Origin of the sequence: Alishewanella agri BL06, from assembly GCF_000272005.1 — a bacterium.
GTDB lineage: Bacteria > Pseudomonadota > Gammaproteobacteria > Enterobacterales > Alteromonadaceae > Alishewanella > Alishewanella agri.
Genome location: NZ_AKKU01000011.1, coordinates 228,867 through 245,654 on the forward strand (window position 1 = coordinate 228,867; position 16,788 = coordinate 245,654).

15 protein-coding genes are annotated in these 16,788 nt (G+C 51.4%); 5 read left to right on the forward strand and 10 right to left on the reverse strand.

What is annotated here, in order from left to right; translation table 11 throughout:
• Nucleotides 1-30: 30 nt before the first annotated feature.
• The 4 genes from AGRI_RS05585 to AGRI_RS05600 all read right to left on the reverse strand — a co-directional run bounded on the left by AGRI_RS05585 (nucleotide 31) and on the right by AGRI_RS05600 (nucleotide 3,042).
• Complete coding sequence (locus tag AGRI_RS05585) at nucleotides 31-1,095, reverse strand: MJ1255/VC2487 family glycosyltransferase (protein WP_202800787.1); 1,065 nt, start codon at nucleotides 1,093-1,095, stop codon at nucleotides 31-33.
• Nucleotides 1,096-1,121: 26 nt separating this feature from the next.
• Nucleotides 1,122-1,655 carry a phosphatase PAP2 family protein gene (locus AGRI_RS05590; protein ID WP_008984023.1) on the reverse strand — a complete coding sequence of 178 codons (534 nt, stop codon included), beginning with the start codon at nucleotides 1,653-1,655 and terminating at the stop codon, nucleotides 1,122-1,124.
• Nucleotides 1,656-1,746: 91 nt separating this feature from the next.
• A complete protein-coding gene (locus tag AGRI_RS05595; RefSeq protein WP_008984024.1) occupies nucleotides 1,747-2,148 on the reverse strand; it encodes a VOC family protein in 402 nt (133 codons plus the stop codon).
• Between the two features lie 33 nt (nucleotides 2,149-2,181).
• Nucleotides 2,182-3,042 (reverse strand): LysR family transcriptional regulator, encoded by an 861-nt coding sequence (locus tag AGRI_RS05600; RefSeq protein WP_008984025.1) that lies wholly within the window; start codon nucleotides 3,040-3,042, stop codon nucleotides 2,182-2,184.
• Between the two features lie 259 nt (nucleotides 3,043-3,301).
• Between AGRI_RS05600 and AGRI_RS05605 the strand changes: the two genes are divergently transcribed.
• The 4 genes from AGRI_RS05605 to AGRI_RS05620 all read left to right on the forward strand — a co-directional run bounded on the left by AGRI_RS05605 (nucleotide 3,302) and on the right by AGRI_RS05620 (nucleotide 6,344).
• The gene (locus AGRI_RS05605) at nucleotides 3,302-4,162 is read left to right on the forward strand and encodes an EamA family transporter (protein ID WP_008984026.1); all 861 of its coding nucleotides are present in this window, start codon (nucleotides 3,302-3,304) and stop codon (nucleotides 4,160-4,162) included.
• Nucleotides 4,163-4,313: 151 nt separating this feature from the next.
• On the forward strand, nucleotides 4,314-4,733 hold the full coding sequence (locus AGRI_RS05610; RefSeq protein WP_008984027.1) for an AtaL-like protein: 420 nt from the start codon (nucleotides 4,314-4,316) through the stop codon (nucleotides 4,731-4,733).
• Nucleotides 4,734-4,884: 151 nt separating this feature from the next.
• Nucleotides 4,885-5,481 (forward strand): NAD(P)H:quinone oxidoreductase, encoded by a 597-nt coding sequence (gene wrbA, locus AGRI_RS05615; protein WP_008984028.1) that lies wholly within the window; start codon nucleotides 4,885-4,887, stop codon nucleotides 5,479-5,481.
• A 104-nt stretch (nucleotides 5,482-5,585) separates the two neighbouring features.
• Entirely contained in the window at nucleotides 5,586-6,344 is a 759-nt protein-coding gene (locus tag AGRI_RS05620; protein WP_008984029.1) for a LiaF domain-containing protein, read from the forward strand.
• A gap of 9 nt (nucleotides 6,345-6,353) precedes the next feature.
• Here AGRI_RS05620 and AGRI_RS05625 read toward each other — a convergent pair whose 3' ends face one another.
• The 5 genes from AGRI_RS05625 to AGRI_RS05645 all read right to left on the reverse strand — a co-directional run bounded on the left by AGRI_RS05625 (nucleotide 6,354) and on the right by AGRI_RS05645 (nucleotide 12,225).
• Entirely contained in the window at nucleotides 6,354-7,583 is a 1,230-nt protein-coding gene (locus tag AGRI_RS05625; protein ID WP_237713030.1) for an MFS transporter, read from the reverse strand.
• Between the two features lie 136 nt (nucleotides 7,584-7,719).
• On the reverse strand, nucleotides 7,720-9,822 hold the full coding sequence (locus tag AGRI_RS05630; RefSeq protein ID WP_008984031.1) for a cation:proton antiporter: 2,103 nt from the start codon (nucleotides 9,820-9,822) through the stop codon (nucleotides 7,720-7,722).
• 82 nt (nucleotides 9,823-9,904) lie between these two features.
• Complete coding sequence (locus AGRI_RS05635) at nucleotides 9,905-10,303, reverse strand: hypothetical protein (protein WP_008984032.1); 399 nt, start codon at nucleotides 10,301-10,303, stop codon at nucleotides 9,905-9,907.
• 285 nt (nucleotides 10,304-10,588) lie between these two features.
• The gene (locus tag AGRI_RS05640; protein WP_008984033.1) at nucleotides 10,589-11,881 is read right to left on the reverse strand and encodes a DEAD/DEAH box helicase; all 1,293 of its coding nucleotides are present in this window, start codon (nucleotides 11,879-11,881) and stop codon (nucleotides 10,589-10,591) included.
• A 41-nt stretch (nucleotides 11,882-11,922) separates the two neighbouring features.
• A complete protein-coding gene (locus tag AGRI_RS05645) occupies nucleotides 11,923-12,225 on the reverse strand; it encodes a DUF6172 family protein (protein WP_008984034.1) in 303 nt (100 codons plus the stop codon).
• Between the two features lie 359 nt (nucleotides 12,226-12,584).
• Here AGRI_RS05645 and AGRI_RS05650 point away from each other — a divergent pair, with 359 nt between their 5' ends.
• Nucleotides 12,585-13,472, forward strand: coding sequence for a hypothetical protein (locus AGRI_RS05650; protein WP_008984035.1), 888 nt, complete (start codon nucleotides 12,585-12,587; stop codon nucleotides 13,470-13,472).
• A gap of 150 nt (nucleotides 13,473-13,622) precedes the next feature.
• On the opposite strand, the gene AGRI_RS05655 is transcribed toward AGRI_RS05650, so the two are convergent.
• Nucleotides 13,623-16,742 carry an efflux RND transporter permease subunit gene (locus AGRI_RS05655; RefSeq protein WP_008607707.1) on the reverse strand — a complete coding sequence of 1,040 codons (3,120 nt, stop codon included), beginning with the start codon at nucleotides 16,740-16,742 and terminating at the stop codon, nucleotides 13,623-13,625.
• Nucleotides 16,743-16,788 lie beyond the last annotated feature (46 nt).

The window sequence follows — 16,788 nt, forward strand, 5'->3', positions numbered from 1 at the left end:
CACTGCCGCAGCGCATCTGGGGTGACGAGCTTAGCGGGTCGAAGCTACCACTTGCTGCCACAGCTCGTCACACAGTAACCCGGGTTGCTGCCAGTTACCAGCCAGTAACCAGTCTGCGACGGCGGCAGCGACGTCCGGATAAACCACCTGTACCACAGGCGCGATTGCCAGCCATTGGGCAATCCGCTCTGTGCTAAGTTGCCGGCAGGCCTGACCGTAACCCAGTTGACTTAATGCCAAAGCATTCGAGGCTTGCTCCATCTGGCCAAACACCGGCTTCACTAAAATGCGTTTGCCCAGATGCAGAGCTTCGCTGGCTAATTCAAAGCCGGCATTACACAGTACCGAGGCCGCACTTTGCAGTTGCAATTGAAAGCTCTCGCGCCCAAAAGGATGCACCTGGATTTGGCCATACTGACCGGCTTTAAGACCATCACTAAAAAAGTGGAACTGATAATCTTTAATCGGCGCCAATAGCTGCAATACGGTATTAGGGTCTTCAAATGGCAGATAGACCAATACCTGCTCCGGCTGCACTGGCCGCTCTGGCGCGGCAACATGAATAAGGGGTGGCAGGATCGGTGCATTAAAATGATGCCAGTGCGCGCCGAGCGCAATACTGGCCGGTGCAAACCAGCGCATCACCATACTGGCGACCCAGTTATCTTCCGCTCTTGGCACCGCGTATTGAAACGCATACTGATGGCCAAGGCCAATACAAGGTACGCCGGCACGACGCGCAGCCCAGGCGGTAACAGGTTCAAAATCGGTAATCACTAAATCATAGTGTTGTAGCGACAACTGCTTGATATCGCGCCACAAGGTTAACAAACTGGCCTCTATAGCCGTTTTGGCGTAATTGATCTTTCCGGCTTCAGTGGCAAAGGTCAGACCGCGTAGTACCTGGTAATCGCCAAACTGAGCCATGTCAAATAACTTATCTTTAGCACGACCGGAAAAAACGTAATCTACCTCAATATTGCGCTGCGCCAACGCCTGTTGCATCACTCTGGCCCGGGTAATATGGCCATTGCCGGTCGCCTGTACGCCATACAGAATTCTTATAGGCCCAGTTTTCATAGACTCATTTTTCATAAGCCCACTTTTCATAAAGCCACTTTTCATAAACCCATAGTCCCTTGCGCCCAATTAGCCACCGTTAAGCCTAATATTGCGCCGACCAAAGTATCCGTTGGGAAATGCACGCCCAGAAATACCCGGGACATACCAATTGCTGCCGCCCAGCCAAACCAGAACAGCAGCGCTTGCGGGAATAGCAACACCATAAAAGACGCGAATAAAAAGGCGCAGGAGGTATGGCCGGAGGGAAAACTGAAACGATCGGACGGTCGGATAAAACTGTGAAAATCACCAAGTGCGTCCTGCGGCCGGTTACGTTTAAATAAATTCTTGGCCAGCAGATAGATGGCGCGCTCAATACTGACGGCCAATAACATCGCCTGTAACAGCCCCGCTGGCAACTCTTCTTCCAGCATAAATAACAGGGCAGTTAAAATAACGTACCAGGGCCCATCCGCTGACGCAGACAAGTAGCGGCTAAACCGCGTCAGACGCTCACGTTGTTTTAAACTCATACACCAGATAAAAGTTCTCACATCCAGCGCATGAATTGAGGCTATCAGTTGTCGGGCCATTGCAAAGTCTCCTCAACATTCTGAAGCTGAGTGTGTGGAAAACAGATGACATTGCTGTGACCCTGAAATTAAGATTTTATGACAGCGCACCTCATTTGGGCTGAATTAGATCCCACTTATTGCCATACAAATCGGAAAACACCACCACGGTCGCATAAGATTCTTCGCGTGGCTCCTCATAAAATGTCACCCCGTTGGCGCGCATTTGCTGATAATCCCGCCAAAAATCGTTGCTTTGCAAAAACAGAAACACGCGACCGCCAGCCTGGTCGCCGACTTGCTGCAACTGTTGCGGATTACTGGCTTTTGCTAACAATAATGCGGTACCGCCTGAGCCTGGTGGCGCAACCCGTACCCAGCGCTTACCGCCTCCTAAGTCGGTATCTTCAAGCAGGCTGAAAGCCAATTTTTCTGTGTAAAATGCTATCGCCTCATCATAATCGGCTACCAGCAAGGCAATGCAGGCAATCTGTTGTTTAATATCAGCTGTCATTTAAAGGTTCCAGGCGTAGGTTGGATATAAAGGTTAAAGCGCAGCAACCAGATAATCAACAAAGGCCATAGCGGCAGCTGTTTTGGCTTTACTGTTGGCATACAGCACATTCACCGGCGTTTGGCTGGCCGGATAATCCGGCAATAAGCTGAGCAGTTGCCCTGTGGCAAGATATTCCGCCACCATAAAATCAGGTAGCAACCCTATCCCTTGCCCAGCCAGCACTAACTGACAGGCGTTAGACATATTACCGGCTGCGATCTGCCAATTTACGCTGACCGAAATATTATTCTCAAACTGCCATTTATCCAGCGCGGCAGACAATACCACACATTGCTGCCGTCTCAGATCGTCCGGAGTGACCAGCGTTTCCGATTTTGCAAGATAAGCGGGAGCAGCACAGAGGATCCGTCTGACAGTACCAATTTTGCGGCACAACAATTCAGAGTCAGCCAACTCCCCCATTCTGATGGTAAGATCGAGCCCATCCTGCACAATGTGGCTGCGTTGCTCACTTAGCTTTAATTCAATCCGGACCCTGGGATACGCAGTAAGAAAGCCCGGTAGCAGCGGCGTAATCCGATGCTGACAGTAGCCAGTGGTGGCACCAATCCGGATCAGGCCTGCAGGCTCGGCATGTTGCTGCAGCAAGCTCTGCTCTGCCAGCTCAAATTCGTCAATTAAGCTGACAACGCTGGCATAGTATTCCTGCCCCAAATCGGTTAGCGACAACGCCCGGGTGGAGCGGTTTAGTAGCCGGTTGCCAAGTCGCAGCTCCAGAGCTGATAATTGCCGGCTTAGGGTTGCCTTCGGCAAATTCAGTACCCTGGCTGCGGCAGAGATACTGCCCATTTGCACAATCTTTACGAAATACCGGGTCGCATTTAAATCCATGACTAGCTCATCTTCAGGCTGGCAAAACGTGCCCGGCAGCGGGCATTAGCGTTACACAGCATAGTTCAGCTTAGATCTTAAACCCAGCTATAGTGCCAACTATTCTGGCTCGCCGTTTAAATCGCCGTTCCGCGGCGGAACAAGCCACGACGGTAACGGATAGCGTGTAAAAACGAAACAGCGCCCGGCCAATTTTAGTACTAGTGGCACAGCAGACAACAGGATAATCTGAGCGCAATAATAGCCACAGGACTAACTAATGAACCGTGAAAGCAACGCCCGTGACGTGCTGATCACTGGCATGGCACCAGTGATCTGGGGCAGCACTTATCTGATCACCACCGAGATGTTGCCACAGGGCTACCCGCTTACCACGTCAATGCTAAGGGCCTTACCGGCCGGTATCCTGCTGTTACTGTTGGTGCGGCAACTTCCCGACAGACACTGGCTGGGCCGGATTTTTCTGCTCGGCGCCCTGAATTTTTCAGTGTTCTGGTGGTTATTATTTATCGCGGCGTACCGCTTGCCCGGAGGCGTGGCTGCAACCCTGGGGGCAATGCAGTTTTTGTTTGTTATCGTCTTATCCAGAGGATTGCTGGGCACCAAGATTCACACCAGCGCACTAATCGCTGCCGTGGCTGGCATGCTCGGGGTCGCCCTGCTGATTCTGACACCGGCGGCTAAACTCGATCCTGTGGGCATTGCAGCCGGGATCGGCAGTGCCGTTGCCATGGCTTTGGGCACTGTCTTGAGCCGGCGCTGGCAACCGGCGGTCAGCACCCTGACCTTTACCAGCTGGCAACTCACGGCTGGCGGCATTCTGTTAGTGCCTGCGGCATGGCTTTTCGAGCCAGCTCTGCCGCCCCTGACATTGGTCAATATCGCCGGTTTTTTATATCTGGGGCTGCTGGGTGCCGCCTTTACCTACATTATTTGGTTTCGGGGCATTGCCCGGCTAAGTCCCAATCTGGTGGCACCTTTGGGTTTTTTAAGCCCGCTAAGTGCCGTAATGCTGGGTTGGCTGATCCTGGGGCAAGCCCTGTCGGTACTGCAAATCCTCGGTATTGTGGTGGTACTGGGCAGTGTCTGGCTCAGTCAACAGCGCAAAACCAGCTCCTAAACTGTGAGCAACAGAGTTTGCCGCGGACGCCCGGGCAAACGCCCCTATCCTATAGCTAGCTATTTTGAAACGCAGCTGTTTCAGATCTCGCGCTAGTGCACGGCGGTCACACCCTCTAAGCTTAGTAGCAGAACCAACAGTGGAGGCCGCTATGCCATTAGTGAACTATCGGGTAAAGGTGCATGCAAGTGCGAATAAACTCTGGGACATGATGCTCGATAAAATGCGGCGTCCTGACAAATATGTACCCGGGATAGTCCGGGTCGCAATACTACGGGAACACAGTGCCAACTGTATTGAGCGGGAAATGGAGACGGCACAGGGCAAAGTAATCAGAGAGCTGATTGTGGCCGAACCGCTAACCCTGACGGTGATTTTTAAATCTTATCAGGATGAGGTGTATAGCGGCTTTGTCACTAATACCATCTTTGAAGAAGACGACGGCGTTTATCTTGATTACACCCTGAATTGGACGCTGAAACCGGGTAAGTCAGCAGCGCAGCCCGACAGTTTTTGGCAAGAGACCATTAAAAATGCCGTGTTACATGCCAAACAACTGGCAGAGTCATAAGGCAAGCAGTGGCTATTGCAGCTAAGCTTATTGCTGACATTGCACCTGCCCAGACTGTCACCGGCACGGCGCCGGTCGCCAAAGGCGTGATAACAGCGGCCTGTGGCAGAACCTTAAACTGCTTGATGCCATATATACTTATGAGGATCTTATGAAAAAACTACTGGTGCTGTACTACTCATCATACGGTCATGTCGAGACCATGGCGAATGCGGTTGCCGAAGGCGCCCGACAAGTTAGTGGCGTGCAGGTGGATATTAAGCGGGTGGCGGAACTGATGCCCCCCGAAGTGGCGAAATCAGCCGGTGTGAAGCTGGATCAGGCAGCCGCAATAGCTAAGCCTGCTGAGCTGGCCGATTACGATGCGATCATCTTCGGTACCCCAACCCGCTTCGGTAATATGGCCTCGCAAATGCGCAATTTTCTTGATCAAACCGGTGGGCTTTGGGCGCAAGGCAAACTGATTGGCAAAATTGGCAGCGTTTTTACCTCTACCGGCACCGGTGGTGGCAACGAAACCACAGTGCAGTCCTTTCATACCACGCTATTGCACCATGGCATGATTATCGTTGGCTTGCCTTACAGCTGTCCGGAATTGGCCGATATTTCAGAGCTTAAAGGGGGTTCACCACTGGGTGCAGCCTGTATAGCCGGGGCAGATGGGAAACGCGCACCCTCGCCAAAAGAACTGAATATGGCGCGCTTTCAGGGGCAGCATGTTGCAACGCTGGCACTAAAGCTTACCTGACAGGCGCGAACTAACCGGCAGTAGACCACAGCCAGAAGGCCGATGTTTTCTGGCTGTTAAAATCGCTTACAATTTTCTCCTGTTCGAACGGCTAAAATTGGGCCATGCTGATCGCTATTCAATCAGTACTGTGTGCCGGCTCCGGCGACAACCAGCAAGAGGATAGCGAGATGGCAATTGATACCACAGGCGTAAAACTGCAAGACCGGCCTGTTGCTCAAATCAGGGAAGAAGTCATTGATCAACTGATTATGAACTACAGCCATGGTGTCATTTCCGAGCAAGCCTTTGAACGGCGGCTGGACATTGCCACCAATTCTGATGATCACCTGCTCTTGGCCGAACAGGTTGCTGACCTTACCTTATTACCCGATGCCAAATACCGTGCTATGTGGGCACAAAATTTTAACTCGCCGGGTCGCCATAATCAGGCGCACCCGCAAAGCGCGCCGACTGACTGCGATCGTCTGGTTTCAGTATTAAGCAGTGATGAGCGCAGTGGCCCATGGCGGGTACCACAACATCTGACCATCATTAACGCGCTATCCTCAGTTGAGCTGGATTTTTCTGAAGCGCAGTTTGACCATACGCAGCTAACGATAAAAGTGCAAAACTGGCTGGGCAGCGTCACGATCAAGGTACCTGAACACGTTGCAGTAATTAGCGATGTGAACAATATCGCCTCTTCCAGCAGCAATAACGTCAGCAGCGGCGGCCCGGGGCAAGCCAAAACGCACTTTATCCGGGTTGAGGGTATCTCAGTACTGGGCTCGGTCAGTATCAGTGTAAAACGCACCTTACAGGAACGCTTTACCGAATTTGCCAACTCTATCCGCTCAGCACTGGGGTTAACCAAAAGCTGATTATGCGTGCTAGGTTTGTGGTCGCGGGATCCTGGGTAACCAAAACGCCAGCATCCCCAGTAGCGGAAACCAGGCACAAAGCTTAAAGATGGTGCTGATACTGGTGGCATCGGCCAGCATGCCGAGCAAGGCGGCGGCAATGCCACTGATGCCAAACATCATGCCGTAGAATACGCCGGAAATCATACCGATTTTGGCTGGCATCAACTCCTGGGCAAAGACGATAATAGCCGAAAACGCCGATGACATTATCAGGCCAATCAACACGGTCAGCACGGCAGCCCCGGCTAAATTGACATAGGGTAGTAGCAACGCCAACGGCGCCGCACCAACAATAGACACCCAGATCACCGGCTTACGCCCTATCCTGTCGCCGATAGGCCCACCTGCCACTGTACCCACTGCCACTGCAGCCAGAAATAAAAATAAAAACAGCTGGGAATCTGCAACGGATACAGCAAAGTTTTCAATCAGATAAAAGGTGTAAAAGTTGCTGAGGCAGGTCATATAGACGTATTTGGAAAACACCAGCAGCGCCAGTACCAGCAGCGCCTGCCGGGTTTGCTGCACTGTTAAGCCATTGCCATTTTTTGCCGCGCCACGCAATTGCAGACGGGCGTTACTGCTAACCACCCAGCGACTGACGCGCAACAGCACCATAATGCCAACTATTGCTAACAGGCAAAACCAGCCAATACTTCCCTGGCCCCGCGGAATAATAATCAGTGCCGCTAACAATGGCCCCAGGGCCGAGCCGGCATTACCGCCGACCTGAAATAACCCCTGCGCAAAGCCATAACGACCACCCGACGCCATTCGGGCTACCCGCGACGCTTCCGGATGAAAAGTTGACGAGCCTAACCCGATCAGTGCCGAAGCCAGCAACAACATGACAAAGCTTTGCCCCAGGCTGAGTAACACCAGACCAAGCAGCGTAAACACCATACCAAGTGGCAGTAACAAGGGTTTGGGATGCTTATCGGTGTATAGGCCGACCGCCGGTTGCAATAATGATGCGGTAAGCTGAAAAATCAGCGTAATTAAGCCAATCTGGGTAAAGCTCAGCGCATAATCCAGTTTTAACATCGGATAGACGGCAGGCAAGATGGCCTGAATAATATCATTCAGCAAATGCACAAAACTGACCGCGCCAACCACCGGCAAGACTAACACTGTGGGGGAAAAGCTGGCGGATGCTGGCGTGCCGGCAGCAGCAATTGACTTGGTTAATTCAGACAAAGACAACTCCTCTGCTGTCTGCTGATCGCTATGTAAAAACAAGGCGCGGCTGATTACCCCGCGCCTGTTGCTACCCGTTGGACCCGCTTTTAACAGGCTGGCCCGTTAAATGCCGCTGCGCTGCGAAAACACCGCGCTAGGCACTATGATTACTGGTATCAAACCGGTGGCGGATATCTTCTTCGGCCGCTTCCGTTACCAGACCATTCTCATGTAAATAGTTCAGTGCCCGCTGACCGGATTGCGCCAACGAACGGTTCGCCAGTTGCTCCAGATGTGCTGATAAGACCTGCGGGTGCTGTGCGGTCAAGGCAGCCTGTTTGCCGGCATTGCGCTCCTGATATTGCCGGTACAACTCGGTGACTTCGGCATAAATATCTGCCTGGAATACCGGCTCGTCGAAATTATCCTGCATCAGGCCAATAATAATCAGCGCTTTGCGGGCAACAATCATCTGGCTGCGATAATACTCTAATTTTTCTTCCAGTAACTTCTGCTCGCTGACCTTGCGGCTGAACAAGGTGTGCATCATATTGGCCAGCCATTCAAAGATATCCTTTCGCTCTTTAAAGGCTTCCGGATCGATATGGCTATGCTGCGCATACTCAATTTTTTCTTTCTGTAAGAACAACTTGCTATAGATTTTGCGATAAGGCCGTAAACTGACTTCATCATTAATATACAAGCGTTTCAGGATGGTAAATTCGATATTGACCATCGCCAGATGTAGCGACTGCACAAAGATGGTCCGGCCATAACGCTGCATCAGAGCCTCACGTTCTGCTTTGGCTTCGCCGAGCTTTTTCTCTACCTGCGCCAATAAAAACTGGTATTTTTCTTCACTGAAAAAGCCTTTCGCGCGGTGTTCCTGTAAGCGTGACCGCTCCATCAGCAGATAGTAAATACCCAGATCGGCACGATGTGCGGTTTCCAGTGGCTCGGCGGCATTGATTTTGTAGCGGCGCATCATAGGGCCAATCATCGGCGCTTTAATAAACAGGGTCGCCAGAATACAGCCGATGGTCAGTGCCAGCAGGAAATCGCGTGGCGAATATGGCAGGCTCCAGCCTTCCAGCGTAAAGTCTTCCGGGATAATCAACACGATAATAATCGACAAGGCACCGCGCAAACTGGCCCAGGCCAATAACTTATTCCACGATGCGGGAATAGTTTCTTCTACCTTACTCCAGTTAAGTGGCACCATCACCGCATAAACCGCGACGATCCGGGTTACGGCCACCACAACCACTGTCAGCAAGATTGGTAACCACAGCTCAGCAAAATTAACGCCCAGGCTGGCGAACAATAAGCCCGCCATCAGAAACACCAGCGAGTTAACGATAAAAGCCATGTTCTCAATCAGCTTACTCAGGTACTCATCGACCTTCGGCGCCAGGATATTACGCGAGTAATTACCAAGGAATAAGGAGGCAACAGTCGTCGCAATAATCGACGAGACGTGGAAATAGCCCAGGCTGTTAATCAACTCGGTCAGGATAAACACCAGGTGGGCCGAGATCACTAACAAGGTGACAGTTACAAATTCATTGCTTTTGGTAAAGTGCAGTGCTTTGGAAAACAGTCCTGCCAACACCAGGCCAATCACCACACCCGAGGTCAGCATAATGACAAACTCGCTGATACCGTGCAGTACCGTAGCGCTGCCATTAAAACCATCGGTAGCTATGGCAAAGAACACAAAAAATAAGGCGACGGCGGTACCATCGTTAAACAAACTTTCACCTTCAAAAATCATTCCTAAGCGGCGAGGCACGCCAAATTCTTTAAACATCGACAGCACCGCGACCGGATCGGTGGCAGAGATAATGGCACCGAACATCAGCGTCAGAATAAAGGGTACTTCAATCCCAATCAGCGGTAACAGGTAGTAGAGCAAGGTACCGATCATCACTGACGAGATACAGAGACCCACCACCGCCAGTAACGAAATGGCCCAGGCGTTATCGACCATCTTGCGGAAGTTCATATTAAAGCCGGATTCAAAAATCAGCACCGGCAGGAAGATAAAGAACAGTAACTCCGGTGTCAGCGCCATCTCGCTGATAAAGCCGAAAACCGTACTGACATAGGGCAAGCTGACAATCGGCACCAGCAGCAAGCCAACCAGCACCAGCAACACGGTATAAGGCATTTTAAAACGTTTAGCTGCGAAAAAAACCACGGTCGACAGCGCTATTAATACAAATAGTGCCAGTGTGGATGTCAGAGTCAGTACCATTGCCAAAGCTCTCCGCTAGATATTGCACGGTTTAAATTAAAAGTGAGTGAACCTTGCCGTTAACTGAACTGTGTTTTGTCTTTTAGCCTGAGTGACCATAAGCGCCCTGCATCCCTGAGGCAGCAAAGGCTGGCTTGCTCAGGGCGACAGATAACAGCGACAAAACAGCGGTAGTAAACGAAAAGCGGTTGGCAGGGAGGCAGGAATACGTTGGGCCGACCCTGGCGTGCCGGCTGTTATCAGGGTGTCCGGCATGGTGGCAATACACCGTAAGATGGCGGACGCGGGTGATAAAACAGCGCAGCAAATAAAGAGGTTGAGACTGAGGCAAGAGCTTGGCAGATAACATAAGGACGGGCGTTTTACAGACACGGCGTTGCGAAACCAGACAGAGGATTCCGGCCAGCATAATACCGACGAAAATGATGACGTTACCGGTGAAACGGGCAGCGCGGACCGCGATGTTTAACATCGGATGCATTGCAATTACCTTATATAACCAGAGCGGTGTAGTCTTTGCTCAGAACAGCGCGCGTATTCTAACCCTTAGCGGTAGGAAGTAAAGCGCTAAGCGTTATTCATCGTGATTTTTATGCCATTCCCCGCACACTGACCAGGCCGCACTATTGAGTGTAACTGCTTGTAATAACGGCATTCTGCTGTAAGTGCGACAGCTTTAAGCTATCGACTAAAGTAGCACGGTGCGCCAGCGCAGAACCGCCATTCACGATAACGGTTTGCGCTGCGTGCTGAGAATGTATTGAGCTTAGCTGCGGCGGGCTTTACCAGGTTTTACCGCTGCGCTGCCGGCTGGCTTTTTTGCTTTTGCTTTCGGGGTGGCAACATCAATTTGGGTCGCGCTGGCTTTATTGGCGCGGGTGCCAAGCACTTTACGCGAAATGCTTTTTAACAAGCTGCCGCGGTTGCTGACTTCAAAGCCGGGTTTCACCACCCGCGCAATAGTACTGCCAATCAGCTTTTGAATGCGCTCCAGGCTCTGCTCTTCTTCACGGCTGACAAAGGAGATCGCCTGCCCCTTGGCGCCAGCGCGGCCGGTACGACCAATGCGGTGGACATAGTCTTCCGGTAAATACGGCAAGTTAAAGTTCACCACATAATCCAGCCCCTGGATATCCAGACCCCGGGCGGCAACTTCAGTAGCAATCAGTACCTGCAGTTTGGCTGATTTAAAATCGGCCAGTGCGCGGCGACGACTGCCCTGGCTTTTATCGGCATGACAAACCGCAGCATTGACTTTAGCTTTTTGCAGATCGGCGAGTAACCGATCGGCCTGCTCTTTGGTACTGGTAAAAACCAGCACCTGAAACCAGTTGTGCTCAGCTAACAGTTGCTCAAATAACTCGATTTTGCGACTTTCTTCTACCGGATACACCACATGCTCCACCGTGTCGGCAGTGCTGTTGGTTTTCGCTACCCGGATTTGCTGATGATTTTTCAAAATCTTGTGAGACAGTTCATTCACTGCCGGCGACGTGGTCGCAGAAAACAGCAGTGTTTGCCGGCTGGCTGCGGTCATCTCCACTAACTTCAGCACATCAGTACTAAAGCCCATATCAAGCATACGATCAGCCTCATCCAGCACCACAAAAGCAACGTCACTTAAGATCACGTTACCCAGCGCCATATGCTCAATTAAGCGGCCCGGCGTACTGACCACGATATCAACGCCGTTCTGTAATTTACTGGCCTGCCCGCCCATTTTAACGCCGCCATAAATCGCAGTGACGCTAAGTGGCAAAAATTGGGCATAGGCACTAATCGCATTGGCAATCTGCTCGGCAAGCTCCCGGGTTGGCGTTAAAATTAACGCCCGGGGCCGTCGCTCAACCGCGGCTTGCGGCGTATCTACTAAGCGTTGTAATAATGGAATAGCAAAGGCCGCGGTTTTACCGGTACCGGTTTGCGCAGTAACCTGTAAATCTTTGCCGCGCCGCGCCGGCACTATCGCCTGCGCCTGCACTGGCGTAAGCTCACTAAAACCACATGCTGTTAAGCCACGCAGTAAGTCTGGTGCCAAATTTAAAGCTGAAAATTGCATAAGAATTCCTCTGCAGCCTGGCTGCAGCTTATAAGTGAAGCTTATTCGGTATCGCTATCCGGGCGTGGCTTGTGATTACAGGCACGAGCCAGAATTTCGATATAAAACTGCGGCCACTGCTGCGCGGCCGCTGCGTCGATATGTTGATTGATTTCAGAGGTGAACATCGGTTTCGCTTCCACTTCTGAGGCGCCAAAGCGGCAATCAAAGGTCCAATAGTCTTTATCGGCTGGCACCGCCTTGCGCCGTTCACGGGCCAGATATTTGCGAATTTCGTGTTTAATAGCGTCAACTAAACGCGCCGGTTGCAGCTTAGGGTGAGTTAACGCAAAGGTTTTTTTCATAACAGATCCTACAGGTGGGCGCTGAACAAAGACGGTAGACGCGTAAATAAAAGCGTATTCTACCTGTAAGTGCAGAAGATCGCCGCCAAAACCTGAGATAAATCACTTATCTCAGGTTATCCTGTTTAAAATCAATACTATTTTCTGACGTCTTAATCAGGTAACGCCGCTAACACCTTAGCAAATAGTGAAAGTACTATACGGCAAGTCCACTCTGCAATCTGTAAGTATCAAGATGTCAGGAGCTGCAGGTTTTGGCTCACCGCTCCTTTTTGACGAGCAGCGATATGCCTGAGCGAACTTTATCTTGGCCGGAATATCATTAATACTGAACATCCTGACCGAAAGCGGAGAACAGCATGCGTTTTTTCAGCAAACTCAGTACCGGGCAGCGGCTATTGGCGCTACTACTCTGCCTGTTTACCTTGGCTGCCGGGATCTATAGCGGTGTGCTGCAACAGCGGTTAATAAACCCGGCCCTGGCGCCACTGGATCACAAAGCCGAACAGGCTTTACAACAAAGTTTAGTGCTAAGTAGTGCCTCCTTTGCTACTGCCCGGCTGATTGACCGCGGTATCGCTTTTGTTTCCGAAGCCGAGGTGGGCGTCGGTGTTGCCAGCGTAAAACCGGGCCAGCTGTTAAAGCCGCTACAGGATATGGCCGTACGCTACTCGGATGTGATGGTGATTGCGATGACTTCGGTTGGGTTGCAGCTCTTTTTACTGCACTTTGGTCAACTGGCCGCCTTGCCACTTTTTGGTAGCGGTATATTGGCCTCGGCGGCATTGCTGTTATGCGGACCAGCCAGCTGGCGCAACAGTTGTCGCTATCTGCTGCGGCTTTTTGTAGCGCTATTGCTGATTATCCGTATCGGTAATCCACTGGCGGCTTATGGTGTGACCGAACTGTCAGATTGGGTGCTTACGCCACAACGCGAAGCCGCCGAAGCGGCACTTAACCGCGAAACGGCTGCTTTGCAGCAAATTGATCAGCCCATGAGCAATACAGAGGATGGCTCAGTTAGCTGGCTGCGGCAAATGGCCGCCAAAGCCACTGATATGCTGGGCGCGATGCGCAGCTTCTCCGACAATATGGTAGAAAAGCTGATCCAGCTTATCGTGGTATACAGCCTGAAAACTTTGCTATTTCCGCTGTTATCCATGTATTTGCTGTGGCAGCTGGGCCGCTGGTTTGTTAGCCGGCCGCTGTCGCAGCCAGAGGCGGCAGAAAAGCTAGCTGCTGCGTAGCCAACTCACTAGTAATTGGTAATTACGCACCAGTTCACGAAATTCAGGGCAGAACACTTTACCTTATACGGTTGTAGCATGCGCGGGATAACCGATAGGGTCATCCCGCGGTAACGCTTGCCACATTATTGAATTGAGGATGACAACGATCTAATCAGCTAACCTTTGGTCATTCTGATGCAGCCAGTGGTATAACGCCGGCAGTACTACTAATGTCAGCAAAGTAGCCGAGATAATACCGCCAATCACTACTGTTGCCAGCGGGCGCTGTACTTCTGCCCCGGTGCCGGTATTCAACGCCATTGGCACAAACCCCAGGCTGGCCACCAGCGCTGTCATCAATACCGGACGTAACCGGATCAACGCGCCTTCAACCACGGCATACAGTAAATCGCCTTTTTCCTGCCATAGCTGGCGCATAAACGATACCATTACCAGACCGTTCAGCACCGCGACACCAGACAAGGCAATAAAGCCGACACCGGCTGAAATAGACAGCGGCATATCGCGCAGCCACAGTGCCAGTACGCCCCCCGTCAGTGCCAGTGGCACACCGGTAAAGATAATCAGTGCATCTTTGAGCGAATTAAACGCCATCACCAACAAGGCGATAATCAGCAATAAGGTCACCGGCACTACGATTGCCAGCCGTTTACTGGCCGACTCCAATTGCTCAAAAGTACCGCCATAATCCAGCCAGTAACCGGCTGGCAGAGTGACGTCGGCACTAATCCGCTGTTTCAGTTCGGCAACAAAGCTACCCAGATCGCGCTCGCGCACATTAGCCGATACCACAATACGGCGCTTACCATTTTCGCGGCTGATTTGTGCCGGTGCCGGTTGAATATCCAGCGTAGCAATTTCATTTAGCGGTACATAGCCTCCATCCGGCGTTGGAATAGGCAGCCATGACAGGCTATCAATATCACTGCGGATTTGCTCCGGTAAACGAACTATTAGCTGAAACCGGCGATCACCTTCATAGATTAGCCCCGCCTCTTCGCCACCAATCGACATGGCGATGATATCCTGAAACTGGCTGACTGTTAGTCCGTAACGGGATAAAGCCGTTAGCTTTGGCATTACCGACAGTACCGGTAAACCGGATACCTGTTCTGTTTTCACATCTGCCGCGCCGCTAATACTGTTGGCAACCTGCTCAATGCTGTTTGCTACGCTTAACAGCACATCCAGGTCATCACCAAACACTTTAATGCCCACATCCGAACGCACACCAGAAATCAGCTCGTTAAAACGCATCTGAATCGGCTGGGTAAACTCGTAGTTATTACCAGGCAGTTGTTCCAGTGCCTGTTCCATTTCAGCTACCAGCGCCGCTTTGGTTTTACGCGGATCCGGCCATTCGCTGCGCGGTTTTAAAATAACAAAGTTGTCTGCAACGTTCGGCGGCATCGGATCAGTTGCTACTTCCGGCGTACCAATTTTGGCAAAAACCTTATCAACTTCAGGAAATTGCTTAATCCGCTGCTCCAGTACTTCCTGCATTGCAACTGACTGCTCCAGCCCGGTACCGGTTACCCGCATCGCATGCAAGGCAATATCGCCTTCATCCAATTGTGGGATAAATTCCGATCCCAGCGTGGTGGCAAGCCATAAACAAACCGCGACCAGCAGCGTTGCCAAACCAGCAACCAGCAAACGCAGCTTGATTACGGCATGCAACACCGGACGATACAGTGATTTTGCAGCCACAATAACCCGGCTTTCCTGTTCGTTGATTTTACCGCTCATAAACACGGCAACGGCGGCAGGAACCACAGTCAGTGACAGCACCATAGCGGCCAGTAATGCCATTACTACTGTAGCGGCCATTGGGTGAAACATTTTGCCTTCAACGCCGGTCAGGGCAAAAATCGGGATATACACTACCGTGATAATCGCTACCCCAAACAAACTGGGTTTAATCACTTCGGTCGTTGCAGCAAACACCACGTTTAAGCGTTCGCGCAGTGCCAGCAAGCCACCATTTTGGTGTTGTGCCATTCCTAAGCGCCGGATACAGTTTTCGACAATAATCACCGCACCATCGACAATCAGGCCAAAATCCAGCGCTCCCAGGCTCATCAAGTTAGCTGATACGCCTTGCTGTACCATACCGGTAATGGTGGCCAACATTGCCAGCGGGATTACGGCGGCGGTAATCAGTGCCGCGCGGATATTCCCCAGCAGCACAAACAGCACCACAATGACCAGTAATGCCCCTTCCAGCAGATTTTTTTGCACAGTCGCAATGGTTTTATCTACCAGCGTGGTACGGTCATATACCGCTTCAACAATCACATTTTCTGGCAGGGAAGCTTTTATCTCTTCCAGCTTTTGAGCAGCATCGCGGGCAACGGTCCGCGAGTTTTCACCCAGCAGCATCATCACCGTACCCATTACGGTTTCGTGGCCGTCACGGGTGGCGGCACCGGTACGTAACTCTTTACCAAGCCCTACTTCTGCCACATCTTTTATCCGGATAGGTACTGAGCCATTTAGCGCTACCACCACATTTTCAATACTGCTGATAGTACTGAGCTGGCTGGGCGAACGCACCAGTAATTGCTGGCCATTACGCTCAATATAACCTGCCCCACGGTTAGCATTATTGCTAAGCAGCGCCTCTGACAGTTGCGGCAATGTCACACCCATGGCCAGCATTTTTGCCGGATCAGGCATCACGTGGTACTGTTTGTCATAACCACCGATGGTATTAACCTCAACCACACCGGGCACTTGCGCCAGTTGCGGTTTGATAATCCAGTCCTGTACTTCACGCAAATACATGGCATCAAGCGGTTTGCCATTTGCATCAGTAGCGCCGGGTTTAACATCGACGGTATAAACAAATATTTCACCCAGGCCAGTAGCAATGGGTCCCATTTGTGGTTCCAGTCCGGCAGGCAGTGCATTCTTGATACTGCCAAGCCGCTCATTAAGCAGGTTACGGGCAAAATAAATGTCGGTGCCTTCTTCAAACACCACCGTAACCTGTGACAGCCCGTAACGTGACAACGAACGGGTATATTTTAGTTTTGGCAAGCCATAAAGCGCCGTTTCCACCACAAAGGTAATCCGTTGCTCGGCTTCCAAAGGTGAATAGCCAGGCGCTTCAGTGTTAATTTGTACCTGTACGTTGGTAATATCAGGTACTGCATCGATAGGTAATCGCTGGTAACTCCACAGCCCGGCGCCAATCAGTAACAAGATCAGGCCCAGCATCAGATACCGCCGCTCAATCGAGAAACGAACGATAGCTTCAATCATGTTTATCTCCTTTTCATCTGCCTGAGCGAGCAAAGGTTACGCAAGG

What these genes read in the sequence shown, in the direction of transcription:
- AGRI_RS05640 (WP_008984033.1), bottom strand. Translation starts at nt 11,881, where the DNA reads ATGCAATTTTCAGCTTTAAATTTGGCACCAGACTTACTGCGTGGCTTA.
- AGRI_RS05605 (WP_008984026.1), top strand. Translation starts at nt 3,302, where the DNA reads ATGAACCGTGAAAGCAACGCCCGTGACGTGCTGATCACTGGCATGGCA.
- AGRI_RS05590 (WP_008984023.1), bottom strand. Translation starts at nt 1,655, where the DNA reads ATGGCCCGACAACTGATAGCCTCAATTCATGCGCTGGATGTGAGAACT.
- AGRI_RS05630 (WP_008984031.1), bottom strand. Translation starts at nt 9,822, where the DNA reads ATGGTACTGACTCTGACATCCACACTGGCACTATTTGTATTAATAGCG.
- AGRI_RS05585 (WP_202800787.1), bottom strand. Translation starts at nt 1,095, where the DNA reads ATGAAAAATGAGTCTATGAAAACTGGGCCTATAAGAATTCTGTATGGC.
- AGRI_RS05650 (WP_008984035.1), top strand. Translation starts at nt 12,585, where the DNA reads ATGCGTTTTTTCAGCAAACTCAGTACCGGGCAGCGGCTATTGGCGCTA.
- AGRI_RS05610 (WP_008984027.1), top strand. Translation starts at nt 4,314, where the DNA reads ATGCCATTAGTGAACTATCGGGTAAAGGTGCATGCAAGTGCGAATAAA.
- AGRI_RS05595 (WP_008984024.1), bottom strand. Translation starts at nt 2,148, where the DNA reads ATGACAGCTGATATTAAACAACAGATTGCCTGCATTGCCTTGCTGGTA.
- wrbA (WP_008984028.1), top strand. Translation starts at nt 4,885, where the DNA reads ATGAAAAAACTACTGGTGCTGTACTACTCATCATACGGTCATGTCGAG.
- AGRI_RS05620 (WP_008984029.1), top strand. Translation starts at nt 5,586, where the DNA reads ATGCTGATCGCTATTCAATCAGTACTGTGTGCCGGCTCCGGCGACAAC.
- AGRI_RS05600 (WP_008984025.1), bottom strand. Translation starts at nt 3,042, where the DNA reads ATGGATTTAAATGCGACCCGGTATTTCGTAAAGATTGTGCAAATGGGC.
- AGRI_RS05635 (WP_008984032.1), bottom strand. Translation starts at nt 10,303, where the DNA reads ATGCATCCGATGTTAAACATCGCGGTCCGCGCTGCCCGTTTCACCGGT.
- AGRI_RS05655 (WP_008607707.1), bottom strand. Translation starts at nt 16,742, where the DNA reads ATGATTGAAGCTATCGTTCGTTTCTCGATTGAGCGGCGGTATCTGATG.
- AGRI_RS05645 (WP_008984034.1), bottom strand. Translation starts at nt 12,225, where the DNA reads ATGAAAAAAACCTTTGCGTTAACTCACCCTAAGCTGCAACCGGCGCGT.